This window comes from Bhargavaea sp. CC-171006, from assembly GCF_009761675.1.
Lineage (GTDB): Bacteria > Bacillota > Bacilli > Bacillales_A > Planococcaceae > Bhargavaea > Bhargavaea changchunensis.
The window spans coordinates 166,911-191,112 of record NZ_QUZH01000027.1 but is presented as its reverse complement, the minus strand read 5'-3'; the positions used below and the strand labels follow the sequence as shown (position 1 = coordinate 191,112).

The following is a 24,202-nucleotide window of genomic DNA, read 5'->3' as shown; positions in this document are numbered from 1 at the left end:
TTATGAAAAGTGGATAGGGTGCGCTTTCGTGTGAAATCATGAAAATACCGCAGACAACGGCTGTTGTCTGCGGTACTGTCCTGAAGTTTTATGAATTTTTCCCGAAATGCCTGCTTCTGGAGACGAGCAGAATCATGTAACAGAGGAGGCCGAACAGGAGCGAGATGATCAGCGAGTGGATCAGTGCGGCGGCCAGGTTCGCCCGTGTGAAGACCACGAGCATTCCGGTCGATGCCTGAGCCAGAACGAGAATGAGCGCAATCAGCCAGCCCCGGCTGACTACCTTCTGGTTCTGGTAATGCTTCCAGGCATGGAAGAAGATATAGGCGATCCAGATGATGATGAGGAGTGCAGCAAGGCGGTGGCCCATCTGCACCCATTCATGCATATTTGTCGGAAGGCCGATGTCGTCGTTCCGGCAGAACGGCCAGTCGCGGCAGACAAGTCCGGAATCCGTATGGCGGACAAGTGCTCCTGTATAAACGACGATATACGAATAAAGGGTAACGCCGATCGTATGCCACTTCAGTTTATTTCCGATCCGCACATTCTCAGCATCGAATTTCCGGTCGACCTCGAAAATGAGCAGTGTAAGCAGGAAAACCGCAGTAAAGGAAATCAGCGAGATGCCGAAGTGGAGGGCAAGGATGAAATCACCCTGGCCCCAAAGTACCTGCGCCGCACCGATCAGTGCCTGGAGGACGAGAAAGAAAATGGCCATGAACGACAGGAACTTTGTTTCGCGTATATGTCCGAGTGCACGCCATGCCCAGACGGAAAGCAGAACGATCAGGATCCCGACCGCGCCGGTAACAAGGCGGTGGGAGAATTCGATCAGCACTTCCGCGTTGATCTCCGATGGGATCAGTTCTCCGTTGCAGCCGGGCCAGTGCCTGCCGCAGCCCATCCCGCTTTCCGTCTTTGTGACGAGCGCCCCGCCGAGAAGAATGGCGAGCATGCCGATCGTCGAAGCGACGGCGAGCCATTTCAGTGTTCGATTATGCTGCATGGATGACACCTCTTTAAGAGTTCTAAACCGTTTGGTGACGGTGTCGCTTAACTGATGATATCGGAAACGGAGGGCAAAAACAACGGCGACACCCGGATGGAACACCCGGCCGCACTCCATTTCACAATTTGTTCATAAAAAAGGCTCAAAGGCTTCACAAATGAATTTCCCAAATGCATTACTATAGAGATGCTGTGCTCTATTATACGGACGGTCCGCTATCATTCGACAAATTCGGGTTATGTATAGAATTCAGCCCGAAATTCAGCTATAGTTAAGGATAGCGGAACTTGCCGGCAGTTCGAAAGGAGGGGTTTCATGACAAACAGTCGCACCGCACATGCAACAGCGGCGGAAGCTGAATCCGCTTCCTTTATCAAGGACTTTTTGGCACTCATCAAGATCGGCATCGTGAACTCAAATGTCATAACGGCGTTTACCGGTTTCTTCCTTGCCATCCAATTCGCCGGCCGGCACTTTCTGGACGAGTTGGACTTGTTGTTTTATGTCGTAATCGGCTCCGCACTGATCGTTGCCGGAGCAGCGGCGATGAACAATCTGATCGACAGGGACATCGACCCGGTCATGTCGCGGACGAAATCGCGTCCGACGGTTACGGGACGATTCAGGGCACCGGCGGTTTTCGCCATGTCCATCGCATTCATGCTGATCGGGGAGATTCTTCTGTTCTCCGCCAGCACGACGGCCGGACTTTTGGGGATTGCCGGAGTCTTCAGCTATGTCGTTCTTTATTCGATGTGGTCCAAGAGGAAGCATGTCAGCAACACGATTGTCGGCAGTATTTCCGGGGCCATTCCCCCGCTGATCGGGTGGGCAGCCATCGAGCCGGCGCTTGGCCCTGGTGCATGGGCGCTCTTCCTGATCATGTTTGCCTGGCAGCCGCCTCACTTCTATGCCATCGCCATGAGAAGGACGGAAGAATACCGGGCTGCAGGCATTCCGATGCTGCCGGTGGTAAAAGGATTTGCCAGGACGAAAAAATCGATGCTCGCCTGGGTCCTCGTTCTTTTCCCGCTCCCGTTCCTGCTGCCTCAGCTCGGCTGGCCGTTTATCATTCTGGCTACGGCGCTTAACGCAGGCTGGCTCTTTATCGCCCTGAAAGGCTTCAGGGCGGAAGACGACATCAAATGGGCAACACGGATGTTCGTGTATTCGCTGAACTACATGACGATCCTATTCGTCTCGATGATCATCTTCGCGGTCATCATCTGATTGCGGAATTCTTTCTTTGATAAGAATTCATCATAAATTGGGCACTTCGTCCTCATATTTGAAAACATCTATGAAAGAGAGGTTTGGTTAATCGATGATGAAAGGACTCAAGAAATGGCGCCTTGTAACGCTGCTGGCAGCCCTCACCATCATCCTGTCGGGTTGCGGCGAAGAATACCTCTCGACGCTTCTACCGGCAGGGGAAGTCGGCCAGGATCAGTTTAATCTCCTGCTCCTGACGACCGGCATCATGATCCTCGTCATGGCAGTCGTCTTCACCATCTACTTCATTGCGCTTGCCAAGTTCCGCCGCAAGAAGCTGGGTGACAGTCACATGCCGAAAGACGTGGAAGGAAGCCACAAGCTCGAATTCATCTGGACGGCGATCCCGATTCTTCTCGTCATCATCATGGCGGTTCCGACAGTCTATTACACCTACAAACTGGGTGATGTATCTGCAATGGAAGCGACAGACGATGAAGGCAACGCGGAAAACCTTGTCGTCAATGTGACGGCAAAACTGTACTGGTGGGAGTTCGAATATCCGGATCACGGAATTGTCACTTCCCAGGAACTCGTTGTTCCAACAGGAGAGAAAGTGTACTTTAACCTGATCTCTTCCGACGTCAAGCACTCCTTCTGGATTCCGGCAATCGGCGGTAAGCTTGATACGAACGTCGAGAACGTCAACAAGTTCTATCTGACATTCGATAAAGAATCGAAAGATCTTGAAGACGGCGTGTTCTACGGAAAATGTGCAGAACTCTGCGGTCCTTCCCACGCGCTTATGGACTTCAAGGTGAAAACCATGAGCCCGGATAAGTTTGACAACTGGGTTGCAGCCATGAAGGAAACGGAAGGCGCAACGGCAAGTGCGGACTCTGCCGACGCAGGGGAAGCAGCATTCCAACAAAGCTGTCTCGCGTGCCACGCAGTTTCCGCTGTCGGCACAAGCGGCGCATCGGCTCCGAACCTTACCACCTTCGGTGATCGCAACCGAGTTGCAGGTTTCCTGGAGCACGACAAGCAAAACACGATCGACTGGATCAAGGATCCGCAGAAGTACAAGCCTGGCAACCTGATGCCGGCATTCGACAGTCTGTCGGATGAAGACCTTGATGCAATTGCGGATTATCTGCTTGATCTTAAAGTAGAAGAATAAGGTACCGGTAAAGGAGGGTAACAAACAGTGACAACTGTTGCGAATTCAGTCGGACAAAAGAAAGGGTTCGGCGCGACGCTGTGGGATTGGTTGACCACAGTCGACCACAAGAAGATCGGTATCCTTTACCTCATCGGCGGCGGTTTCTTCTTCGTCCTCGGCGGTATTGAAGCCATGCTGATCCGTCTGCAGCTTCTCATACCGAATAACGACTTCGTAAGTGCTGGTTTCTTTAACGAGCTAATCACCATGCACGGTACGACAATGATCTTCTTGGCAGCGATGCCGCTTTTGTTCGGATTTATGAACGCCATCGTCCCGTTACAGATCGGGGCGCGTGACGTTGCGTTTCCATTCATCAACTCCCTTGGCTTCTGGATGTTCTTCTTCGGCGGTCTCTTCCTGAACCTGAGCTGGTTCCTGGACGCTGCACCTGATGCCGGGTGGACATCCTATGCATCCCTGTCGATTGCTTCGACGGGCCACGGGATCGACTTCTATGCAATCGGTCTCCAGATTGCCGGTGCGGGTACGCTCATGGCGGGGATCAACTTCCTCGTCACAATCATCAACATGCGTGCACCTGGTATGACTTACATGCGTATGCCGCTGTTCACTTGGACAACGTTTGTGGCATCCGCACTGATCCTGTTCGCATTCCCGCCACTCACAATCGGGATTTTCTTCCTGACATTCGACCGGATGTTCGGCGGTAACTTCTTTGATCATACGGCGGGCGGCAACACGATCATCTGGGAGCATATCTTCTGGATTTTCGGTCACCCTGAGGTATACATCCTGATCCTTCCGGCGTTCGGGATCTTCTCTGAGATTTTCTCGGTATTCGCCCGGAAGCGTCTGTTCGGTTACTCTGCGATGGTCTTCGCGACGGTCCTCATCGGGTTCCTCGGATTCATGGTATGGGCCCACCACATGTTCACGGTCGGTCTCGGACCGACGGCCAACGCGATCTTCGCCGTTGCGACAATGGCGATCGCCGTTCCGACAGGGGTCAAGATCTTCAACTGGCTTCTGACCATCTGGGGCGGAAGCATCAAGATCACGACTCCGATGCTTTATGCGCTCGGATTCATCCCGTCGTTCGTCATGGGCGGCGTCACAGGTGTCCAGCAGGGTGCTGCACCGCTTGACTACCAGCTCCATGACTCGTACTTCATCGTTGCCCACTTCCACTACGTCATCGTCGGTGGTGTCGTTCTCGCGATTCTTGCAGCGACACACTACTGGTGGCCAAAGATGTTCGGTACAATGCTCAGCGAAAAGCTCGGCAAAATCACTTTCTGGTTCTTCTTCATCGGTTTCCATATGACGTTCTTCCTGCAGCACTTCCTCGGTCTGATGGGGATGCCTCGCCGGGTATGGACTTACATGGACGGCCAGGGATGGAACCTGTTCAACATGATCAGTACGATTGGTGCAATCCTTATGGCAATCGGCGTCATCGTGCTCATCATCAACATCATCATGACAACTGCGAAGAACGTTCGTGTCGGCAACGACCCATGGGAAGACGGCCGTACACTCGAGTGGGCGATTCCTTCGCCGCCACCGTTCTACAACTTTGCCCAGACTCCGCTCGTCCGCGGCCTGGACACGTACTGGATCGAAAAGCAGGAGGGCCATAACGGTTATACTGCTGCCGAGCCGGTAACCGATATCCACATGCCTAACGGTTCGATCATTCCGTTCTTCATGACACTCGGACTCTTTATCGCTGGCTTTGGTGCGATGTACCGCGTCGACCATAGCTGGGGACTTGCTGTCCTGATCTTCGGGCTTGCCTTCACGTTCCTGATGATGGCGCTCCGCTCGATCAAGGATGACCTCGGATATTACGTAACGAAAGACCAAATCCGCCGCACGGAAAGGGGGCGTGACTGATGGATCTGAATACTAAATTCACACCTCAGTCCTGGCCGGATCATCCCGAAACGGCTACGATGGAAGCCAAGAACAAGTTTGTTGGCTTCTGGCTCTTCCTCGGTGGAGAGACCGTCCTGTTTGCCACGCTCTTTGCAACGTATCTCGCGCTTAAAAATTCGGTTCCTGACGGGAACGAGTTCCGCACCGAGACGCTCTTTGAACTGCCGCTTGTCTTCGTCATGACGATGCTTCTTTTGACTTCGTCCCTTACGAGCGTATATGCGATGTATCACATGAAAAACTACAACTTCAAGGCGATGCAGGTCTGGCTTGCCATCACCGGCTTCCTTGGCCTCGGCTTCCTTGCTCTTGAAGTATACGAGTTCAATCACTACATCCATCTCGGCTTCACATTCGGCAACAGTGCATTCAGTTCGGCATTCTATACACTTGTCGGCACGCACGGTCTCCACGTTGCGATCGGCCTTGTCTGGCTGACGCTTCTGATCCTGCGGAACGCAAAACGCGGACTGAACCTGTACAATGCCACGAAGTACTATACGTTCTCGCTCTACTGGCACTTTATCGACGTCGTATGGGTATTCATCTTCACGGTAGTCTACTTGATGGGAGTGGTCGGTTAAGATGGCACACGATATCGAGATCATTGAAAAGACACCGGCCGAGTATTCGTACAAGAAGCGCCGTTCTGACCGGTTGATGCGCAGCCAGCTGATGATGTTCGCGCTCATGATCTTCATGACGCTGATCTCCTTCGCGGCTGTCCAGGCAGGTTTCTCTGCCTACTTCGTCGTCCCGGTCGTGCTGCTTCTTGCAGCGGTACAGGTCGGACTGCAGCTGTATTACTTCATGCACATGAGCGAAAAAGGCCATGGCCTGGTTGCCTTCTTCATGTACGGCGGGATGCTCATTGCATTCCTGACCGTGCTGGCATTTGTCACCATCATCTGGTGGTAATGCTGCAACATCCCGGAAGCAAATTGCTTCCGGGATGTTTTTTTCGTTTTCTGTTGGCTTATGCTTGGAACAGGCGGCCCGTCTGTTGCAGTCCTTTCAGACAGGTGTCATAGTTCGTTCATTGATTCGCCTATCTCCCGGGCTTATAATGGGAGGAGACCTTTAAAAGGAGCGATGGCAATGGTGCCAATTAGCATATTCGGTTTCAGGGCGCTTTGGAGCCCCTACTTTTTTCTGACGCTCGTTGTCCTGTTCCTGCTCTACCTGGCCATCACCGTTAAATGGCGTGACCGGTTCGGGGGAAGCGAACCGCTCTCTCGCAGTGAACTGATCTACTTTTCATTAGGGCTGCTCTTGGTATACATCACCAAGGGTTCGCCAATTGATCTTCTTGGACATATTCTGTTCAGCATGCATATGGTCCAGATGGCGGTTCTCCTCCTGATCGCTGCACCGTTCCTCATCAAGGGGATTCCGATGTGGATCTGGAGAAAAGTATTCGCTGTACCTGTTCTCGGAACAGTTCTCCGTGTGCTTACGAAACCGCTTGTCAGCGTCATCTTATTCAGCGCGATGTTCTCGGTCTATCACCTCCCAGCAATTCTCGATACGATCAAGCTCAGCATCCCGCTTCATGCGGTCTTCACAATTACGCTCTTTATATCGGCGCTGTGCCTCTGGTGGCCGCTCATCAACGAGAACGACTTTGCACCCAGACTTAAGCAGGGTCTGCACAAAATCGCCTATATCATCTCCAGCGCGATTCTGATCACTCCTGCTTGTGCACTCATCATATTTGTCGATACGCCTGTATACGAGACCTATCAAAGCGGGGAAGCATGGCTCATGTCAATGGCGCTCTGCGTTCCCGCCTCGACCCTCAGTGCGTTGTCAGGCACCGGCCTTTCAGGACCGGAAGTGTTCACTTCCATGCCGATCCTCTATGATCAGCAGATGGGCGGTGTCATGATGAAGATTCTCCAGGAAATCATATACGGGGTTGTACTCGGCAAGATCTTCCTGGGCTGGTTCCGTCATGAGCGTGACAATGCCGATGAACTCACACAAAAACAACTGCTTGAACGCAAGCGGCTCTCGATGTACAACTGAGCTGACAATAGGGGGATAACATTCAGATGTCACTGCCGATCTTACCGACCATCAGTACATTCTTCATCGTCCTGAGTGCGATTTTAGTCGCCATCGGATGGTCGCTTATCAGAAAGCGGAAAGTGGAAGCCCACAAGAAGACAATGCTGGCTGCAGGCGTTTCAGCCCTTCTGTTCTTCATCATTTATCTGTCAAGGACTGTGTTTATAGGGAATACATCGTTCGGCGGTCCGGAAGAACTGAAGATCTATTACACCGTCTTCCTGGTTTTCCACATCATTCTGGCGACAACAGGTGCAGTATTCGGACTTGTTTCGATTTACACCGGTCTCAAGGAAGTTCTTCCGCGCCACCGTAAGATAGGTCCCGTTACAAGCATCATCTGGTTCTTTACCGCCATCACAGGTGTGGCCGTCTACCTGCTTCTGTATGTTTTCTATGAAGGCGGAGAAACGACTTCGATGCTCAAGGCCATCTTCGGCCATTAAAAAAAGACCGCTTCGGGCGGTCTCAGACAGCATGTCATGCTCAACAGCATGACATGCTGTTTTTTGGATTTGCTTATAGCCAAAAAGACTGCAGGCAGGGCGGAGCCATTTTTGCCGGCAGTCCGAGATTTCTTATGAAAGCAGATATTCAGATCTTGAATTCGAGCCGGATGATGCCCGCTTCCCGCGCTGTCGTAAAGAGGATGACGATCATCGGGCCGATAAACAGTCCGAGAAAGCCGAAAAGTTTCAGGCCGATGAACATTGAGATCAGTGTGGCCAGAGGGGAAAGGCCGATCTGCTCGCCCATCACTTTCGGTTCCACTGTACGGCGGATTACGAGAAGGATGGCGGCAAGGATTGCCAGTTTCGTTCCTTCTGCCACATCACCGATTGCAAATTGATAAATCGACCAGGGGGCAAGGATGATGATTGACCCGAGAATTGGAATCAGATCGATGATCCAAATTATAATCGACATCAGTATGGCATATTCGGGCTTTATGATGAGCAGGCCGACAAACGACGCGGCAAGGATAATCAGGCTGACAAGGAATTGTGCCTTGATAAAGCCGAAAACGGTCCGGTTGAGGCGGTCCGTCATCAGTTTCACCTTCTTCGAGGTGCCGTCGGTCAGGTGCTTGAAGACCTTGTTTTTGAGTCCTGGGAGATCGAGCATGAATAGGAAGAGCGCAATGGCATAGAACAGGAGGCTGACCAGGAAATTTGGAATTCCGGTCAAAAGTCCGGTGATCACGTCGTAGTTGACGAAGGCAAGCAGGAAATCCCGGGCCGATTCAATTACCTGATTCATCCCGTTCTGGATGGACTCCACAACTTCAAGCGGCATGCCTTCCGTGTAGTTGAACATTTTGTCCTGCATGTCGATCCAAGCGCCGGCTATGGCATTAAATGTATCCGGAGCAGACTTCGTGAAATTGATCAGACGACCGACAAGCTGTGTCACTGTAAAGTAGATTAAAAGGACCAGCAGAAGCAGGAAGAAGACATACACCGAAATCACGGTCATCTTTCTCTTCCATTTGAACCGGGTCATCGTCATCCGGACAATCGGCTCAAGAAGAATTGCGGTGATCAGGGCGAATATGAGCGGCAGTGAGACCGGCAGGATAAAGAAAGCGGTCAGGACTGCGATGATGGTGAGGAAGATGATTGTAAAAGTGCGGCGGTTCAGCCATTTTCCCATGAATGAGGTCTCTCCCAGATGGTTGATACATTTATTATAGCCAACAAAAAGAAGTTTGAATAGAAGAGAAAATTCAACCTTCTCAAGCGTACAATAAAAAAAGCCCCGCTTGGAGAAGCGGGGCATGCCGTCAGCGTTGCAGTTCGTACGGTTTCAGATCTTCTTTCAGTGCAAGAAGGGTCTGTGTGCAGTTTTCCAGAAGGTAGTCAGGGAAGTATTCATCTTCACCATATTCGACTCCATGCGGATAATAGTGCTTGCCGATTACGGGCTTCTTCAGATTAATAACCGCATCCCGTGCTCCGACGTCGCCGTCTGTCGTGTATCCGAAAACGCGGAGATAGTAAGTGCCTTCCTTGATGACGATTTTCTTGTCATAGCTTACCCGTTCGTAGTCCCACTGTTCAGCGCGGATGAGGCCATGTTTGTTCATAATGTCATCAAGTAACTGAAGATCGGCGGCAACGCCTTCGATGCCGGTGTTTTCAAAGTACATATTCAGTACGCCTCCTTTGGTGCGGTCTGTCTGCATATCATACCCCATCTATGATAGAACAACGGGAAAACAGTTGCAATGACAAGATTGTGTCCAAAGTCGCCGCACTGTTATAATGGTCCCAATAAACAGAGATCGAGGAGTTTTTTAATTGAAATTTACTCTCAGGCTAATTGCGGTCCTGGCTGCCATTACGGCAGTGTTCCTCTTCACGACACAGGGAACAAAAGAGAATGAACCTCTGATTTCGCCTGTGCCGAATTCGGCCATGCCTGGAGAGGGGGCCTCGCCGTCGGGGTATGAGACGGTCAGCCGGCCGGAAAGCGGTCTTTCTGTTCTTGTCGGTGAGGGGACAGAAAAGCTAACCGAAGAATTCGGGAGGCCGGATCGGATAGAGCCTTCGATGTATGGATACGAATGGTGGGTATATAACCGCTCTGAGAATACTTATATGATGGCCGGTGTCCAGGACGGGACAGTCAATCAGGTGTATGCTGCCGGCGTGGACTTGGATGTAAGCCCGTTCAGCATCAGAGAGCCGATGGAGGAAATCTACCGTTATACCATCATCGAACCTGAGGTCAGCGTTGAAATCGGGACCAGCCGGTACCTGTTCTCCCTGAACGGCGATGATTTGGAGGAGCGGCTCCTTGTGGCCTACGACGGCGTTTATGCCCAGGTATATGCCGACCGGGAAGAGGGAGAGGTCATGGCTGTCCGATTCGTGACTCCTCGTGTGCTTGTCCTGCATCAGCCGTACGAGATGACGTACGAAGGGCATCTCATTGCGACGGAGCCGCTGTCATCTGCAGTGCAGATTGCTGCGGACCGGGCGGCCGAGCAACAGGTCATGGAACTGACGAATGTTTTCCGGCAGCGGTATGAATTACTGCCGCTGAAGGCGGACGCAGGTGTGGCTGTAATAGCCCGGGAGCGCGCGGCCGATGCTGCCAGAAGCAGCCGTTCGGAGGAAGGCGTCGGCCCGCTGTCAGACCAGCTCAAACTGGCGGGCATCAATTACAGCGAGGCTGGAGAAAACATTGCGGCTGACTACGTGGATTCCGCGGCAACCGTCCACGGCTGGATTAATTCCACAGAGCACCGTGAATTGATTTTTGATCGGAAATACAACCGGCAGGCAGCCGGTGTATCCAATAAAGTGTATTCACATCTGTTTCTTAACCGGAAGGAACCGGCCGGCTCATCCGAGTGAGGCGGCCGGTCACCCGGTTACGAAGGTTCCCGGACATTCTTCGGAAAAACTGCGGATATGAAGCGGCACGGATGCCATCGCGGCATACAGTGCCGCTTTTTTTTGGATAACGGGACGCCCTGTCTCGAGAAGCGGAAGCAATTCTGTGTAGGAAAGTGATTCATACAGCTTTGCATCCGGCTTAATGGAAGGATCCGCTTCCAATACACCCGGTACGTCCTTGAAGAATTCGACGATTTCAGCACCAAGCATATCACCCAGCACCACCGCTGTGAGGTCGCTTCCGCCCCGTCCTGTCGTCCTGATCCGCCCGTCGCGACCTGTTCCCTGGAAACCGGGAACGACTGCAACATTGCGGTCACCCCAGATCCGGAAAAACGGCTCCAGTTCCATCTTAAGGTCTGCACTGCCAAATGGTCCCTCAGTCAGAATTCCGGAACGGCCGCCATAGATCAGTTCGTTTTCTATTCCTTCCATTTCAAGCTCTGCAGACATGATCGCCGAGGCCAGAAGTTCTCCGCAACCGGCCGCTACATCCTGAGCATGAGGAGAGATGCCGAGCGCTTCACTGATGGACAGCAAGCTGTCCGTCGAGTATGGATCTCCTGTCCTTCCCATGGCGGATACGACTATGACGACCTTCCCATGTTCTTTGATCGCCCTTCTGATATGACGAATGCATGCTTTTCTGGAGCTGCTATCCCTCATGGCGACCCCTCCAAATTTCTGGATGATCATCGAACTACGCCACCATCTTTCTTCGTGTCATTCAACCACCGTCCTACATACGATGGAGGGTACTCCAACATAATGTATTCGCTCGGAACAAAAATGTTCGGGAAGGGGTCAGGCATGATCGAATTATGCGAGCTGCTGAAAAACTGGCCGTGCACGGCAAAGGGCGGGGACTTCCGGGCGCTTGTCAGCGGCGTGACGGATCATTCGGCCGAGGTCACTCCCGGTTCGGTGTTCGTGGCAAGAAAAGGGCGTTCGTCCAGCGGTCTGGATCATATACAGGAAGCTCTTCGCAACGGCGCAGTTGCGGTTGTCACCGACATTTCCCGTCCGCCTGCGCTTCCGAAGGGCGTGTCGGCAGTTTCAGTACCGGATGCCGCTGATTTTCTGGCATATTCCTGCTCTGCATTCTACGGCCATCCATCCAGGGAGCTGACCGTGTTCGCAGTGACCGGAACGAACGGAAAAACAACAACCACCAGGTTTATCGGACAGCTGCTGAAATCATGCGGCATTCGGGCTGCGGTAATCGGTACACTCGGTGTGTGGATCGCTGGAAGAAAAGCCCCTCTTCAGATCCCGCCGATGACCACCCTGCCGCCCGCCCATCTTCACAGAGTTCTCAGGTACTGTGCGGATGAAGGGGTCACGCATGTCGCAATGGAGGCTTCCTCGCTCGGGTTATCGGGCAGACGGCTCGACCATTGCAGCATTGATTACGGGATCTTCCTCAATATCGGAACGGACCATCATGCAGAACACGGAGGCGAAGAAGCCTATCTGCGCGCCAAGGGCAGGTTGTCAGATCTTGCCGGGCAGATCATTGTGAACTCTGAGGACCCTGCCGTCCTGTCTATTACCGGTGACAGGCTGCCGGTGAAGACCTTCGGCGAGCAGTCCGGAGGAGAAACACATCTCAGAATCGTTGATAACGGCAAAGGGGATTGGATCATCACTGCCGGTGAGACGCATGCAGGCATCCGTGCCCCGGTTGAAGGCCGGCATAACCGGCTAAATGCCGCAGCGGCTTTTGCATCTCTTATGGCGGCAGGGTTCGGGCTGGCAGATCTATGCAAATATGCAGCCCGGCTATCCCTGCCCGAGGGCAGGATGCAGGAAGCGGGAGGTGCCGGTATCAGAGTATTTGTCGACTATGCCCATACACCCGATGCCCTTGAGGCTGTCCTCAGTGCGCTTTCCTCTGTGTGTACCGGCAGGCTGATATCGGTTTTTGGATGTGGGGGGGACCGGGACAGGGAAAAACGGCCCCAGATGGGGAGGGTCGCGGGAGAGTATTCGGATTCTGTCTGGGTGACTTCCGACAATCCGAGAAGCGAGGAGCCGGCCCGGATTATCTCCGACGTCATGGAAGGGCTAAAGAATTCGTCAGCCATGGTCCGAGCCGAGCCGGACAGGGAGCAGGCAATCCGCGGTGCCATCTACGAGGCTGATCCCGGGGACATCGTGTTAATCGCCGGAAAGGGGCACGAGGAGATCCAGATTTCAAAGTCTTCCTCGAGACCGTTCTCGGATTTCCGGACAGCTCTCCGGTTTCTCGATGAGCGGGAGGCAGAAGCTGGCGCAGCAGACGGAGATGACAGAGTACAAACGACCGACAGATTCTGGTATGATGGGAGTGGAATGGAGTGATGCCCATGATGATGACCGACGAATGGCTCCGGGTCATCGAGGAATCCGAACTGCTCAGCCGGATGATTGTCTCTTCCGAAACGGCGGAGGCGTACCGGCTTGCCCATCATAGAGTTTATTCCGATCCCGGCCTTGTGCAGGAGATCGCTGATTTTGCAAGGCTGAAGGAACAGTACGAGGAAGTACAGCGGTTCGGCCGCTATCATCCCGACTACAGCACCGTCATGAAGGAAGTCCGTACAAAAAAACGGGAGCTTGACCTGAATGACAAGGTGGCCGCACTTAAAGTGGCCGAGAACGATCTCCAGGACCTTCTGGATGAAGTGAGCCTGCTGATCGGAAAGACGGTATCCGAATCCGTCAAGGTCCCTGTGAGCAACCCGTTCTTCGAGACCGACTCAGCATGCGGCGGGAGTTGCGGAACGGGCGGCGGATGTTCCTGCAGTGCTTGAATACAGAAAAAGGAGATGCCTGAGGGCATCTCCTTTCAGACTGTAGACAAAGTGAGTGTGTATGGCTCCTTTGTCTGCAGTTTTTTTCTTTTCCTTGAAATCCTCCGGATTTCCGCTGCGGGCCCTTGCTTACCAAAACTGCGTTTTGGTGGCAGGTAAAGCTTTGGGCACAGACGCCGTTCTTCGTGACGGCGTCCGCTAGTCCGCGGGCGTTGCCTTAGCCGGCGCCAGTACGGAGACTGGCGTCTGTGCGCATCGCGTAGCGGAAGATCTCCTGCGAGCAAAAGCGCCAGCGTTGCGGAGCATTGCGCAACATCCTGCGGGGTCTTCGGCTAACGCTTTTCCCGCAGGTGTCTCGGGCCCTCCGCTTCAATCCATACATAGTCTCTTGATTTGTTGATTGGAGTGAAGGGCGGCGACTCCTGCGGAAAAGGAAGTGCGGAGAGACTTCGCAGGTAGGTGCTGCCCAACGCTATGCTTTTGGGCGCAGACGCCCACCTTCGCATGGGCGCCGGCTCTTAGCCTTCCCCGCGGAAAGCGTCCGTCCGTAAATCAACACTTCTCTTGAAAAAATGTAAATCATTCTAAATGACATCTCTTGAATGAATTAATAAGGAGTGCCGGTGGCTCTTTATTTCATGAGCTTAATGATCTGTCAGAGCGGTCTGATTTACTCCAAGCCGTCCTGTGAGTGCCCAAATTCGTCTTCCGGTCCGCCTGCAAGTCCCGCGGCCAGATCCGGACGGTCCGTGATGATCCCCTTTGCGCCGGCCGCGATCAGCCGCTCCATGGTTGTCCTGTCATTGATCGTCCAATAATGGACCGGGATATTGAGCCGCCCGAGAAAACGGATGAAAGGCGGAAGATCCAGCGGGAACATGCCGGACCGGACCGGAATCTGGAACACATCTGCCCTCGGCTGGTACAAGTGGCCGAAGCCGCTCGCAAATGCGAGGTAAGCGCGCCTGACTTCCTGTTCACCGGCACCGATGGCAATCTGATTTCTGGCGTATAGATTGAACCGGTCAATCTGGCTGTCATGGAAACTGGTGACGACCACTCTGTGCCTTGCGTCTGCTTCTTCGATGACCCGCCAGAGCTTTGAAGGCAGGAGGCCGCCTTCGTATGTATCCGGCGCATCTTTCATGTCGATATTGACCAACATATGGGGGAAGTCCTCGAGAAGTGTCCGGAGCGGCACGGCTCCCCCGGCCTTTCCCCTGAACGGATAGGAACCGTCCTCGCCTTCATGATGGTAGCCGAAATCCGCTTCCTCAAGTTCGGCCAGCGTATAGTCGCCGGGACGGCCGTCCAGGTTGGTTGTCCGTCCGAGTGTATCGTCATGAAAGACGATCACCTCTTCATCCTTGGTAAGGTGGACATCGATTTCAAATCCATGCACACCAAGCCCTGCGGCCCGCTCAAAGGCTGCCACCGTGTTTTCGGGTGCGAGTCCGGCACCGCCACGGTGGGCAAGTATGATGGGCACGTCATAATCCAGGGCAGGTACAGATGTCCGGCCCTCGGGCTTCGATAAGATTTTCGAACCGGCCCAGGCGGCGGCTCCGGCCGCTGCAACCGTCAGGGCGACTTTTCTTTTCTTTGTCATTCTGACCCCTCCCTGTATCCGAGAAAACTATCTCCAGTATAAAAGAAACCGGTTTCTGTGTCATTATCCATCCGGTTGCCGTGATTTTCCGCCTTATGGTATTCTTTATGGTAGGAAAGTAGGGATGATCATGATTGAACGGCGCGGAATCGTCGTCCACCTTCACCATCTCAAACAGGTGAAGGCGCTCAGGAAATATGGACATGTCCAATATATTTCCAAGCGGATGAAGTATGCCGTACTGTACTGCGATTTCGACGATGCGGAAGATACGGCAAAAAAACTTGAGAAACTCCAATATGTCCGGTCGGTCCAGCTCTCAATGAAGCCGTTCATCAAAACGGAATTTGAGAACGCGAAACCTGACAAGGCAAAGGAGTATGATTATAAGGGAGGCATCTGATTTACCGGAGCGGCGGAATCAGATGGTTGAGCCGCAGGATGCCGGTGATGTGCCTGAAGTACTGGTCCCGATCAGAAAAGTCTTTTGACGGACGCACTTCCACTGTGACTGGAGTGGCGCCGGCTTCTGCAGCGGCTTCCTGAAAGCGGGTGACACGGGCACTTCCTTTGCTGCTGTTCCGGATGCCTTCCCGGCAGATGTAGATCGGCATGAAGCTGCCCTCTCCGGCGGGTTCAAAGGCCGCGGCCAGCGACAGGACACCGCTGTCTCTTGCGGTGAAGATGAAGGCGCGATGAAGGCGGCCGGAATTTGAACGGATCAGCTCGCACAGTTCAAAGACGTCACCGAGCCCTTCGCCGAGTTCAATAAAGCGTTGTGTAATCATGCGGGTCCTCCTTTCTCTGTTCATCCTATCATACCGGCAGAGCAGGGATTAGTGCAAAACAGGAAGGTGAGAAGATGAGAATCATTTCCGGAGAACGCAGGGGCCTGCAACTGAAATCGTCATCAGGTACCGGTACCAGACCGACTTCGGACAAGGTCAAGGAGTCCGTATTCAATATGATCGGGCCATATTTTGATGGCGGCCGGGTGCTGGATCTTTTTGCCGGAAGCGGAGGGTTGGCACTTGAAGCGCTCAGCCGGGGAATGGATCATGCGGTCCTGATCGAAAAAGACCGGCGCGCCCAGGCGGCAATCCTTGAGAATGTGGCCAAATGCAGATATGATGACCGGGTGGAACTGATTCGTGCAGATGCACGGCAGGCTGTACGCCGGATCATCTCCAATGGGGAACCGTTTGATATGGTCTTCCTGGACCCGCCATATGCGCGGGATACATATTACAAGCTGGCCGGGGAACTGGCGGAGTCTGGACTGGTCGGAAGCGGAGGCACAATCGTCTGCGAACATGACCGTTCAGTGACCCTGCCGGACAGCTTCGGGGATTTCCGGAAAGATAAAGAATCTGTTTATGGCGGCACGGTGATTTCTATTTACCGGCACGTTGCCGGCGAGGGGGAGACAAATGGGTAAAATGGGGGTAGTTCCGGGAAGCTTCGATCCGGTGACCAATGGCCATCTGGATATTATCAGGCGCGCTTCGCGCGTGTTCGGGGAAATCCGGGTGTGCGTGCTGAACAACTCATCAAAAAACCCGCTGTTCACAGTGGATGAGCGGATCATGCTCATCCGCGAGGCGACTTCAGGCATCGACAATGTGAAAGTCGAGTCGTATTCCGGACTGCTTGTCGATTATGCAAAAGGAGTCGGCGCAACCGCGATTGTCCGCGGCCTGCGGGCAGTATCGGATTTTGAATACGAGATGCAGATCACCTCGATGAACAGGGTGCTCGAGGAAGAGATTGAGACCTTCTTCATGATGACCAACAATCAGTACTCTTTTCTCAGCTCCAGCATCGTCAAGGAAGTGGCCAAGTACGGGGCTGATACATCGGACCTCGTACCGCCCGTTGTCGAACAGGCGCTCAGGGAAAAATACAACATCAAAGAAATTCGGCAATGACAAAAACGCCCGGGAAGCCAGCAGGCTTCCCGGACGTTTTTTTAATTCCAAATGGCCAAGAGCAACATGAACACGGGCGGCACGATAAGCATGTGCGCAAGGCGGGCTGCAGCATACCAGCGCATCGGGATACCCGCACCCCTGGCGATGACAGCAACCTGCAGATGAATGCTCAGACCGTTCATGGACAGGATAAGCGCAGTCAGTGCTGCATGCAAATCCAGCCCCGAGAAAAGGTCATGGGCCGTCTGAAGGCCTGCTGTCATCTCAAACAGCGGGAACACCGCCATACCTGCCATCTGTGTATCCAATGGGCTCAGTCTGGACAGCAGGTCTGCCGCCACGGTGCCTACGGCGGAAAAGAAGACGACGGTCGTCGCAACAAGGACAATGGTCTGGGAACTTTCCTTGAGGCTTTCAGTGAGCGGAGAGCCGGCTTTCTTCTTTGAGATCACCGAGGAAGTCGGCTGACTCTCCGGATGAAGGGCTGAGCGGATGGACAGAATAAGAAGAAAGATCAGATTAAGCCCATGGATGACGGCCATTAGCAGCCAGCCGACCGAGGCGCGGCCAAACAGCTCGTTGCCGACATAGCCGATCAGCAGCATGGAACTGGGGGCGTGGCAGATCGCCGTCAGCAACGCGCCTTCGCGCTTTGTCAGCCGTCCGTCCCTGACCTGGTGCGATACCGAGACAGCCCCTACCGGAAAACCGCCGAAAGCCCCCAGCAGATAGGTTTTCCAGTAGGTGCCTGTCCGTCTTTTCGGTTCTTTCCCGGGGAGGCGGAGCAGCCACTGGGTCAGGATCAGGTAGGGAAGCAGATACGGGAGGAGGGCTTCCGTAAACAGTTCAATGCCGAATACAGCCCCTTCACGGGCAAGGCCCGGCTGGAGGAGGAACAGTGCGATGAGGCACCATATGATGACGGTATACACGAAAATAATCGACTCCCTCGTTTTTGAATGCGCCCATCGCCGGTGCTACACTATGTATATGCCGGCATGTACGGGGCTATTTTGGAGGGATTGGTTTTGAACAATGTAAAAAGGATTGCGCTCACGGCCATTTTGCTGTTGTTTGCGGCAGCTGCGCTCCTGCCGCTGGATATGTATATCCAGAAGCCGGGCGGCGCATACGAATTATCTCCTCTCGTGAAAGTGAAGGGCGGCGATTCGGATGACGAAGGTTCCCTGAGCCTGATGACGATCGCCCTCTCTAAGGCAACCCCGCTGACTTATGCTTTTTCCGGGCTGATGGACAGCCGGAAAATCATGAAAGCCGGACAGATCCGCAGGGAGGGGGAGTCTGAGGAGGAGTACAATCTGCGCCAAATGCAACTGATGGAGGACTCCCAGATCAACGCAATCTATGTGGCCTATAACCGGGCGGGGGAATCCGTCACGCTGGAGACCGAAGGTGTGCTCGTTCTGGATGTGGTAGAGGGCAGTGCGGCAGACGGCACACTGGAGGCTGGTGACCTGATCATCCGGGTGGGGGAAGAGCCGGTGGATTCACCGGATGCATTTGCCGATACGGTCGCTTCTGTGCCCCAAGAAGAAACGGTCCGTCTGACTGTCATCCGGGATGAAGAAGAGATCATAGAAGATATTTCCCCCGCCGCCATTCCGGGTGCCGGGGGAAGGAAAGGGCTGGGCGTAAGCTATACAGCCAAGCGTATGATTGAAACCGATCCGGAAGTTGAGATCGAGACGGAGGATATCGGCGGCCCTTCCGCAGGGCTGATGTTTACTCTTGAAATCATGAATCAGCTTTTGGAAGAAGATCTCACGAAAGGGTACCGGGTTGCCGGTACAGGAGAGATGAATGAGGATGGCACGGTGGGCAGGATCGGCGGCATCGACTTTAAAGTCATGGCTGCAGACCGGGAAGGAATTGAAATCTTCTTCGCACCGGATGATGAAATTACCGCCGGGATGAAGGAACGTATTCCCGGGATCCGATCCAATTACGAAACGGCTGCCGAGACGGCAGAAAAAATCGGCACTGATATGAAAATCGTGCCGGTGAAGACGATAGATGATGCCCTTGATTATCTGGAGGCGCTGGATCCGAAGTCTGATTGACATTTAATCGGCCATGACGGGCGGTGTGCGGAAGTCCTTGCCGGGCCTGTCACCAGTTCCTACTGCATAAAGGTCCGATGCCCGGATGTCTGATTTCAGCATCGGGTCATCGGACGAGCCTACCCGGGATACCAGCGGGAGACCCAATCCGTCTTTATATTGGTTTAAATATCTGCGGCCTGCCGCAGTCATCCCGAGAAGCCTCAGGTAGCGGGGATGGCGCAGCCGGTTGAATTCGTCCCTGTCCATTCCGCAGAGAACGTGGGTAAGAATCCGCTGGATCCGTGTCCAGGTATAACGTTTCGTCTTGACCGTCTCCATGAACTCCATGAAAGAAGGAGCATCAAGCGCGGCCCTGGCAATCCGGTGCTCGAGCCCTTCTGTCATCTCTGCAACATCCCTCAGCCGGACGGCACCGTCGCGGATGATGAGGGGACGGAGAATATGCCAGAAACGGTCCCAGCCGCCAAATCCGCCATGTGCCTCCCGGAACTGTTCCATGGCGCGCGCAGTATGATCCGGGACGGCCCGGAGGACCTCATTGGTGATGCCTGCTGTCCTGACTGCTTCCCTGATGGCCGTTGCGCTCATGATGCCGCTGTCGGGATCGGCACCGAGGTCGTGGTAGCCTGTACCGGTACGGCCGATGGTGAAAGCGGTGATTGCCGGTTCGATCGAGCGGGCTGCCTTCATATAGTGGAAGCCGAGGATGTTGTTCGGTTTCGTGAGGTCCGCGAGCGGTTCCGCGACTGCCGCAGTATCTGCAATCGACCGATAGGCCTGGCTTAATGCCGAGGGATAACTGATCCCTGTTTTCACGAGCCGGTGCACTTCCGCCTCGTAGCCTGTCTCTTCGTCCTCCAGCAGGCGTAGCGTGTTCCGGAAGGGTTCGATCCGTCCGTCTTCCGATCCGAAGCAGATCATGTTGCAGCGGGCTGCCGCCAAAATGCCGATTGCGCCTTGGGCGAACTCGGATGCCTGTGCCACAGCGAACCTATAAGGGAGCTCGAACACGATGTCGGCTCCTGAACGGAGTGCCAGTTCCGCACGGGACCATTTGTCGATGAAAGCAGGCTCTCCCCTCTGCAGGAAATTGCCGCTCATGACTGCGATGACAACATCGGCCCCTGTGATACGGCGGGTTTCCTTTAGATGGTGGACATGCCCGTTATGAAGCGGGTTGTACTCGACGACGACACCTGCGGCTTTCATCACGCTCACTCCTCTGATACAATCGGATTAACGACATTATAGCGTGGCCCGAATGAAAAATATAGGCGGTAACGAGATCCGCGGGTGACAAGAAATAATCTTGACATCACGTTTTGGACATACTATAATCAATTCTGTTGTCTTGAGGTGATTCCTGATGAAATGGACCATCCGGCAATTAAATCAATTCCGGCAGGATTCCATGCCGGTTGACGGCACTGCGGACCTGTCCGGTGTGATGAAGCGCGACCCGGAAATCCGGGCGATCGAACCGGTCCGTGTGACGGGCACCTGCTCCGTCGGGACCGGCCAGATGACCTGCCGCTTCAGGCTGGAGGGGACGATGACGCTCCCCGAAGCAAGGACATGGGAAGATGTCGAATACCCGTTCACTATCGAAACGGATGAACAGTTTGTCTGGGAAGGCTATGCCGACCCGGACGATGACGCCGTTCACGAGGTGACCGGGGAAGTGGTGGATCCGACGCCGGTCTTCGAAGAGTTGGTCCTGCTCGAAGTCCCGATTCAGGTGATCGGGGAAGAAGCGGCACCTTCACGGGAAGGGAAAGGATGGGCCTACTCATCCGAAGAGGAATTCGCCGCCAAGCGTGAAGAAGAAAAGCCGAAAGTGGATCCAAGACTTGCCGGGCTGGCCCAGTTTTTCGACCAGCAGGGTGAGGATTCAAAGGACGAATAGAACCGTAAGGAGGTGCCCCGCATGGCAGTACCTAAGAGAAGAACTTCCAAAACTGCAAAGCGTCAACGCCGTACACACTTTAAACTCCAAGTGCCAGGCATGGTCGCTTGCGATAACTGCGGCGAGATGAAACTCGCTCACCGTGTTTGCAAAAATTGCGGTGAATACAAAGGTAAACAAGTCATCTCCGAGTAATCAGAGACGAGCGCGACGGCCGGAATCCCATTCCGGTCTTTTTTTGTGCGCTAAAAGTTCTCCCTGCCCTCTGGGGCGGAAATCTGCTTGATCGCCAAGAAGATATGCCCAAGGGATTAAAGGAATGGTAGGGTATAGAAGCAAGCGACTGAAGGAGGACTGCGGGAATGGCTTACCGGTTTGAGAAGAGGGGAAGCGGAGCGATCTTCACGATCGACCGCCAGGAAAAGCGCAATGCAATCAACGAAGAAGTGATGGACGGGCTGTCGGCTGCAATCGGGGCTGCCGGGAAAGATGAGTCTCTCCGGTATTTCGTCGTCACGGGCGAGGGGCAATCAGCATTCTGCTCGGGCGGGGACCTGTCGGAATTCCATAAGCTCCGTACGGAAGAAGATGCTGCGCCGATGCTCGGCAAGATGGCGGATATCCTGCTCCGGATGGCTTTGTTGCCCGTTCCTGTCATTGCACTGATCGACGGCCATGCTGTCGGAGGCGGCTGCGAAATTGCGACCGCTTGTGACTTCAGGCTTGTACGTGAGGGCGTAAGGTGCGGATTTATCCAGGGGACACTTGCCATCACAACCGGATGGGGCGGGGCGTCCCATCTGCTGCACAAGTCAGCAAGGCACGACACAGCACTCAGGATGCTGACGGAAGCCAGGCCGAAGAATGCCCATGAACTGCTTGAATCCGGCTGGGCGACAGAACTTTTCACATCTGATAAATTTGAAGCACTCGACCGTTTCACGGATCCGATGGAACGCGTCCATCCATCGGTCCACCGGGCTTACAAACAGGCTGCCGTCCGGCGCCTATTGGCCGCGGGCCTTCCGGAACAGGTCCTGGAAGAAGTGGCGGCCTGCGCAAAGCTATGGGCCGAGGACGTACATCATGAAGCTGTCGACCGTTTCCTGAACAAGAAAAAATGAAGTCTATTTTTTCCCACCACCGCATATAGTTTCCCAAACGGGGGTGGTAGAGGTGAAGGAAAATACAAGAAAAGACAGATGGACGCCGGAAGATGACCGCATCCTCGCCGATACGGTGATCGATGCGGTGAAAAATGGCGGGACCCAGCTTGGTGCATTCGCCGATGCGGCCGAGAAGCTTGGGCGGACCAAGCAGGCATGCGGATTCAGATGGAACAAGACTCTCCGCAAAATCCATTCGGCTGAACTGGAGGCCGCGCAGAAAAAGCCCGAACATCACCTGAAGTCCCACCTGAAACAGGCGATGAGCGGGTTCGATGAGCTATCCGAGTCCTATATGCGACTGAAAAAAGAGCATGAAGCCCTCGCCCGGGAGCATCACAGGCTTCTGGCATGGCTTTCCAAAGGAGTGGCATTCATCGAAAAACAGGACAGCTGACAGCAGGACCGCGAGACGGTTCTGCTTTTCTTTTTGCCGGTTTTTCCGATAAGACTTGAAAACGGTTTCAGATTTCATATAGACTGATAACGAAGGGGTTTTAAATAGTTTGTCAATTCAATAGGGGGGATCCGCATGGAAAAGATTCTCATCGCGAACCGGGGGGAAATCGCGTCACGTATCATCCGGACCTGCAAGAAGCTCGGCATCCGTACCATTGCAGTCCATTCGGAGGCTGATGCAGGAATGCCATTTGTACAAGAAGCGGATGAATCGTTTGAAATCGGGCCGGGCCCTGTTCCTCAGTCTTACCTTAAGGGCGACGAAATCATCGGACTTGCCAAGCGGGAAGGCGCGGATGCCATCCATCCCGGGTACGGGCTGCTGTCGGAAAATGCATCATTTGCACGGAAAGTCCAGGAGGCGGGCCTGATCTTTATCGGTCCTTCGGCTGAAGTGATCGAGAAGATGGGGGACAAGATTGAAGCCAGGAGGGCCATGACCGAAGCAGGTGTCCCGGTTGTTCCTGGAACAGAGGAAGGCGTGGCGACGCTTGAAGAAGCACTGAGAGCGGCGGAAGCCATCGGCTATCCGGTCATGATGAAAGCGAGTGCGGGCGGCGGAGGCATCGGCATGGTCCGCTGTGAAAATGAGCAAGCGCTCAGTCGAAATTTTGACGGGGTAAAAAAGCGCGCCATGTCCTATTTCGGGGATGATCGGGTATTCATCGAGAAATTCATCGATGATGCCCGCCATATCGAAGTGCAGATTTTCGGTGACAGCACCGGGAATGTCGTTCATCTCTTCGAACGGAACTGCTCTGTTCAGCGCCGAAACCAGAAAGTGATCGAAGAATCTCCATCACCGGGATTCCCGGAGGAAGCGAAAGCAAGGATGCTGCGTGCGGCGGTGGAAGCCGGTAAGGCAGTGGGTTATACCAATGCGGGCACGGTCGAGTTCATTGTCGGACCGGACCACGAGTTTTACTTCCTCGAAATGAATACGCGGCTGCAGGTGGAACATCCGGTCACTGAAGCCGTTACCGGATTCGATCTGGTGGAGTGGCAGATCAAAGTAGCTTCCGGCCAGGGGCTTCCAGTGAAGGACCAGGACGCGATCACTTCGGCCGGCCATGCGATTGAATACCGGATTTATGCAGAGGACCCGGAAAAGTTTCTTCCGTCCCCGGGAAAGATCACACAGCTCGTGCTGCCCGAAGGAGAGGGAATCCGGATCGACCGAGGTTACACGGAAGGCGATACGGTCACGCCATTTTATGACCCGATGATTGCTAAAGTGATCATCAGCGGCAGCTCACGTGAAGAAGCGATCCGCCGTTCCGAGCGGTTTTTCGGTGAGGCGCATGCAGCGGGTGTCAGGACGAACATTCCGCTTTTTGCAGCATTTGGGGGATCCGAGGAATTTTCGGAGGGCAACTATACAACCAAGGTGCTTGCCGGGTGGCAGGCCAAGAAAAAGGAGGAAGTATAAG

The 24,202-nt window shown here is 54.0% G+C and carries 27 protein-coding genes; 19 read left to right on the top strand and 8 right to left on the bottom strand.

Annotated elements, in window-relative coordinates:
* Window positions 1-88: 88 nt before the first annotated feature.
* A complete protein-coding gene (locus DZC51_RS13080; protein WP_157296606.1) occupies window positions 89-1,009 on the bottom strand; it encodes a COX15/CtaA family protein in 921 nt (306 codons plus the stop codon).
* Between the two features lie 318 nt (window positions 1,010-1,327).
* Here DZC51_RS13080 and cyoE point away from each other — a divergent pair, with 318 nt between their 5' ends.
* The 7 genes from cyoE to DZC51_RS13045 all read left to right on the top strand — a co-directional run bounded on the left by cyoE (window position 1,328) and on the right by DZC51_RS13045 (window position 7,864).
* Window positions 1,328-2,242 (top strand): heme o synthase, encoded by a 915-nt coding sequence (gene cyoE / locus DZC51_RS13075; RefSeq protein ID WP_157296604.1) that lies wholly within the window; start codon window positions 1,328-1,330, stop codon window positions 2,240-2,242.
* Window positions 2,243-2,336: 94 nt separating this feature from the next.
* Complete coding sequence (gene coxB / locus DZC51_RS13070; protein WP_157296602.1) at window positions 2,337-3,404, top strand: cytochrome c oxidase subunit II; 1,068 nt, start codon at window positions 2,337-2,339, stop codon at window positions 3,402-3,404.
* A gap of 27 nt (window positions 3,405-3,431) precedes the next feature.
* Window positions 3,432-5,306 (top strand): cytochrome c oxidase subunit I, encoded by a 1,875-nt coding sequence (gene ctaD / locus DZC51_RS13065; RefSeq protein ID WP_157296600.1) that lies wholly within the window; start codon window positions 3,432-3,434, stop codon window positions 5,304-5,306.
* The gene (locus DZC51_RS13060; protein WP_157296598.1) at window positions 5,306-5,932 is read left to right on the top strand and encodes a cytochrome (ubi)quinol oxidase subunit III; all 627 of its coding nucleotides are present in this window, start codon (window positions 5,306-5,308) and stop codon (window positions 5,930-5,932) included. The genes ctaD and DZC51_RS13060 overlap by 1 nt, the downstream gene beginning before the upstream one ends.
* A 1-nt stretch (window position 5,933) precedes the next feature.
* Window positions 5,934-6,266: a cytochrome c oxidase subunit IVB gene (gene ctaF, locus DZC51_RS13055; RefSeq protein ID WP_157296596.1), complete on the top strand. Its 333-nt coding sequence runs from the start codon at window positions 5,934-5,936 to the stop codon at window positions 6,264-6,266.
* Between the two features lie 183 nt (window positions 6,267-6,449).
* On the top strand, window positions 6,450-7,376 hold the full coding sequence (ctaG, locus tag DZC51_RS13050; protein WP_157296721.1) for a cytochrome c oxidase assembly factor CtaG: 927 nt from the start codon (window positions 6,450-6,452) through the stop codon (window positions 7,374-7,376).
* Between the two features lie 26 nt (window positions 7,377-7,402).
* Complete coding sequence (locus DZC51_RS13045) at window positions 7,403-7,864, top strand: DUF420 domain-containing protein (RefSeq protein ID WP_157296594.1); 462 nt, start codon at window positions 7,403-7,405, stop codon at window positions 7,862-7,864.
* Window positions 7,865-8,012: 148 nt separating this feature from the next.
* On the opposite strand, the gene ytvI is transcribed toward DZC51_RS13045, so the two are convergent.
* The gene (gene ytvI, locus DZC51_RS13040) at window positions 8,013-9,071 is read right to left on the bottom strand and encodes a sporulation integral membrane protein YtvI (protein ID WP_157296592.1); all 1,059 of its coding nucleotides are present in this window, start codon (window positions 9,069-9,071) and stop codon (window positions 8,013-8,015) included.
* Window positions 9,072-9,201: 130 nt separating this feature from the next.
* Window positions 9,202-9,567: a YugN family protein gene (locus DZC51_RS13035; protein ID WP_157296719.1), complete on the bottom strand. Its 366-nt coding sequence runs from the start codon at window positions 9,565-9,567 to the stop codon at window positions 9,202-9,204.
* 151 nt (window positions 9,568-9,718) lie between these two features.
* Here DZC51_RS13035 and DZC51_RS13030 point away from each other — a divergent pair, with 151 nt between their 5' ends.
* Window positions 9,719-10,780 (top strand): CAP domain-containing protein, encoded by a 1,062-nt coding sequence (locus DZC51_RS13030; RefSeq protein ID WP_157296590.1) that lies wholly within the window; start codon window positions 9,719-9,721, stop codon window positions 10,778-10,780.
* A gap of 9 nt (window positions 10,781-10,789) precedes the next feature.
* Here DZC51_RS13030 and DZC51_RS13025 read toward each other — a convergent pair whose 3' ends face one another.
* Window positions 10,790-11,518, bottom strand: coding sequence for an amino acid kinase family protein (locus tag DZC51_RS13025; protein ID WP_157296588.1), 729 nt, complete (start codon window positions 11,516-11,518; stop codon window positions 10,790-10,792).
* A 114-nt stretch (window positions 11,519-11,632) separates the two neighbouring features.
* On the opposite strand from DZC51_RS13025, the gene DZC51_RS13020 reads away from it, so the two are divergent.
* Together DZC51_RS13020 and DZC51_RS13015 are read left to right on the top strand one after the other, a co-directional pair.
* Window positions 11,633-13,165, top strand: coding sequence for a UDP-N-acetylmuramoyl-L-alanyl-D-glutamate--2,6-diaminopimelate ligase (locus DZC51_RS13020; RefSeq protein WP_157296586.1), 1,533 nt, complete (start codon window positions 11,633-11,635; stop codon window positions 13,163-13,165).
* A 5-nt stretch (window positions 13,166-13,170) separates the two neighbouring features.
* Window positions 13,171-13,617: a YlbF/YmcA family competence regulator gene (locus DZC51_RS13015; protein ID WP_157296584.1), complete on the top strand. Its 447-nt coding sequence runs from the start codon at window positions 13,171-13,173 to the stop codon at window positions 13,615-13,617.
* Window positions 13,618-14,287: 670 nt separating this feature from the next.
* Here DZC51_RS13015 and DZC51_RS13010 read toward each other — a convergent pair.
* The gene (locus tag DZC51_RS13010) at window positions 14,288-15,226 is read right to left on the bottom strand and encodes a glycerophosphodiester phosphodiesterase family protein (protein WP_157296582.1); all 939 of its coding nucleotides are present in this window, start codon (window positions 15,224-15,226) and stop codon (window positions 14,288-14,290) included.
* A gap of 130 nt (window positions 15,227-15,356) precedes the next feature.
* Here DZC51_RS13010 and DZC51_RS13005 point away from each other — a divergent pair, with 130 nt between their 5' ends.
* Window positions 15,357-15,629 (top strand): YlbG family protein, encoded by a 273-nt coding sequence (locus DZC51_RS13005; RefSeq protein WP_157296579.1) that lies wholly within the window; start codon window positions 15,357-15,359, stop codon window positions 15,627-15,629.
* A 1-nt stretch (window position 15,630) separates the two neighbouring features.
* Here the strand turns inward: DZC51_RS13005 and DZC51_RS13000 are convergent, their stop codons facing one another.
* Window positions 15,631-16,014, bottom strand: coding sequence for a DUF7147 family protein (locus tag DZC51_RS13000; RefSeq protein ID WP_232524138.1), 384 nt, complete (start codon window positions 16,012-16,014; stop codon window positions 15,631-15,633).
* 47 nt (window positions 16,015-16,061) lie between these two features.
* Between DZC51_RS13000 and rsmD the strand changes: the two genes are divergently transcribed.
* A complete protein-coding gene (rsmD, locus tag DZC51_RS12995; RefSeq protein WP_255448128.1) occupies window positions 16,062-16,664 on the top strand; it encodes a 16S rRNA (guanine(966)-N(2))-methyltransferase RsmD in 603 nt (200 codons plus the stop codon).
* Entirely contained in the window at window positions 16,657-17,154 is a 498-nt protein-coding gene (gene coaD / locus DZC51_RS12990) for a pantetheine-phosphate adenylyltransferase (protein ID WP_157296575.1), read from the top strand. Before rsmD ends, coaD begins: the two co-directional genes overlap by 8 nt.
* Before the next feature lie 41 nt (window positions 17,155-17,195).
* Here the strand turns inward: coaD and DZC51_RS12985 are convergent, their stop codons facing one another.
* Window positions 17,196-18,089 carry a hypothetical protein gene (locus DZC51_RS12985; RefSeq protein ID WP_157296573.1) on the bottom strand — a complete coding sequence of 298 codons (894 nt, stop codon included), beginning with the start codon at window positions 18,087-18,089 and terminating at the stop codon, window positions 17,196-17,198.
* 96 nt (window positions 18,090-18,185) lie between these two features.
* On the opposite strand from DZC51_RS12985, the gene DZC51_RS12980 reads away from it, so the two are divergent.
* The gene (locus tag DZC51_RS12980; RefSeq protein ID WP_157296571.1) at window positions 18,186-19,238 is read left to right on the top strand and encodes a SepM family pheromone-processing serine protease; all 1,053 of its coding nucleotides are present in this window, start codon (window positions 18,186-18,188) and stop codon (window positions 19,236-19,238) included.
* Window positions 19,239-19,241: 3 nt separating this feature from the next.
* Here DZC51_RS12980 and DZC51_RS12975 read toward each other — a convergent pair whose 3' ends face one another.
* Window positions 19,242-20,450, bottom strand: a complete 1,209-nt coding sequence (locus DZC51_RS12975; protein ID WP_157296569.1) for a nucleotidyltransferase — start codon at window positions 20,448-20,450, stop codon at window positions 19,242-19,244.
* 157 nt (window positions 20,451-20,607) lie between these two features.
* Between DZC51_RS12975 and DZC51_RS12970 the strand changes: the two genes are divergently transcribed.
* From DZC51_RS12970 to DZC51_RS12950, 5 genes are all read left to right on the top strand, one after another.
* The gene (locus tag DZC51_RS12970) at window positions 20,608-21,147 is read left to right on the top strand and encodes a YceD family protein (protein ID WP_157296567.1); all 540 of its coding nucleotides are present in this window, start codon (window positions 20,608-20,610) and stop codon (window positions 21,145-21,147) included.
* 21 nt (window positions 21,148-21,168) lie between these two features.
* Entirely contained in the window at window positions 21,169-21,342 is a 174-nt protein-coding gene (rpmF, locus tag DZC51_RS12965) for a 50S ribosomal protein L32 (protein ID WP_092096286.1), read from the top strand.
* A 167-nt stretch (window positions 21,343-21,509) separates the two neighbouring features.
* Window positions 21,510-22,271 (top strand): enoyl-CoA hydratase/isomerase family protein, encoded by a 762-nt coding sequence (locus DZC51_RS12960; protein ID WP_157296565.1) that lies wholly within the window; start codon window positions 21,510-21,512, stop codon window positions 22,269-22,271.
* Between the two features lie 52 nt (window positions 22,272-22,323).
* Entirely contained in the window at window positions 22,324-22,710 is a 387-nt protein-coding gene (locus DZC51_RS12955) for a transcriptional regulator (RefSeq protein ID WP_157296563.1), read from the top strand.
* A gap of 135 nt (window positions 22,711-22,845) precedes the next feature.
* Window positions 22,846-24,201 carry an acetyl-CoA carboxylase biotin carboxylase subunit gene (locus tag DZC51_RS12950; protein WP_157296562.1) on the top strand — a complete coding sequence of 452 codons (1,356 nt, stop codon included), beginning with the start codon at window positions 22,846-22,848 and terminating at the stop codon, window positions 24,199-24,201.
* Window position 24,202 lies beyond the last annotated feature (1 nt).

Coding starts and splice junctions, on each gene's coding strand:
- DZC51_RS13080 (WP_157296606.1), bottom strand. CDS start 1,009: ATGCAGCATAATCGAACACTGAAATGGCTCGCCGTCGCTTCGACGATC.
- cyoE (WP_157296604.1), top strand. CDS start 1,328: ATGACAAACAGTCGCACCGCACATGCAACAGCGGCGGAAGCTGAATCC.
- coxB (WP_157296602.1), top strand. CDS start 2,337: ATGATGAAAGGACTCAAGAAATGGCGCCTTGTAACGCTGCTGGCAGCC.
- DZC51_RS13060 (WP_157296598.1), top strand. CDS start 5,306: ATGGATCTGAATACTAAATTCACACCTCAGTCCTGGCCGGATCATCCC.
- ctaF (WP_157296596.1), top strand. CDS start 5,934: ATGGCACACGATATCGAGATCATTGAAAAGACACCGGCCGAGTATTCG.
- DZC51_RS13045 (WP_157296594.1), top strand. CDS start 7,403: ATGTCACTGCCGATCTTACCGACCATCAGTACATTCTTCATCGTCCTG.
- ytvI (WP_157296592.1), bottom strand. CDS start 9,071: ATGGGAAAATGGCTGAACCGCCGCACTTTTACAATCATCTTCCTCACC.
- DZC51_RS13035 (WP_157296719.1), bottom strand. CDS start 9,567: ATGTACTTTGAAAACACCGGCATCGAAGGCGTTGCCGCCGATCTTCAG.
- DZC51_RS13025 (WP_157296588.1), bottom strand. CDS start 11,518: ATGATCATCCAGAAATTTGGAGGGGTCGCCATGAGGGATAGCAGCTCC.
- DZC51_RS13020 (WP_157296586.1), top strand. CDS start 11,633: ATGATCGAATTATGCGAGCTGCTGAAAAACTGGCCGTGCACGGCAAAG.
- DZC51_RS13015 (WP_157296584.1), top strand. CDS start 13,171: ATGATGATGACCGACGAATGGCTCCGGGTCATCGAGGAATCCGAACTG.
- DZC51_RS13010 (WP_157296582.1), bottom strand. CDS start 15,226: ATGACAAAGAAAAGAAAAGTCGCCCTGACGGTTGCAGCGGCCGGAGCC.
- DZC51_RS13005 (WP_157296579.1), top strand. CDS start 15,357: ATGATTGAACGGCGCGGAATCGTCGTCCACCTTCACCATCTCAAACAG.
- DZC51_RS13000 (WP_232524138.1), bottom strand. CDS start 16,014: ATGATTACACAACGCTTTATTGAACTCGGCGAAGGGCTCGGTGACGTC.
- coaD (WP_157296575.1), top strand. CDS start 16,657: ATGGGTAAAATGGGGGTAGTTCCGGGAAGCTTCGATCCGGTGACCAAT.
- DZC51_RS12975 (WP_157296569.1), bottom strand. CDS start 20,450: ATGAAAGCCGCAGGTGTCGTCGTCGAGTACAACCCGCTTCATAACGGG.
- DZC51_RS12970 (WP_157296567.1), top strand. CDS start 20,608: ATGAAATGGACCATCCGGCAATTAAATCAATTCCGGCAGGATTCCATG.
- rpmF (WP_092096286.1), top strand. CDS start 21,169: ATGGCAGTACCTAAGAGAAGAACTTCCAAAACTGCAAAGCGTCAACGC.
- DZC51_RS12960 (WP_157296565.1), top strand. CDS start 21,510: ATGGCTTACCGGTTTGAGAAGAGGGGAAGCGGAGCGATCTTCACGATC.
- DZC51_RS12950 (WP_157296562.1), top strand. CDS start 22,846: ATGGAAAAGATTCTCATCGCGAACCGGGGGGAAATCGCGTCACGTATC.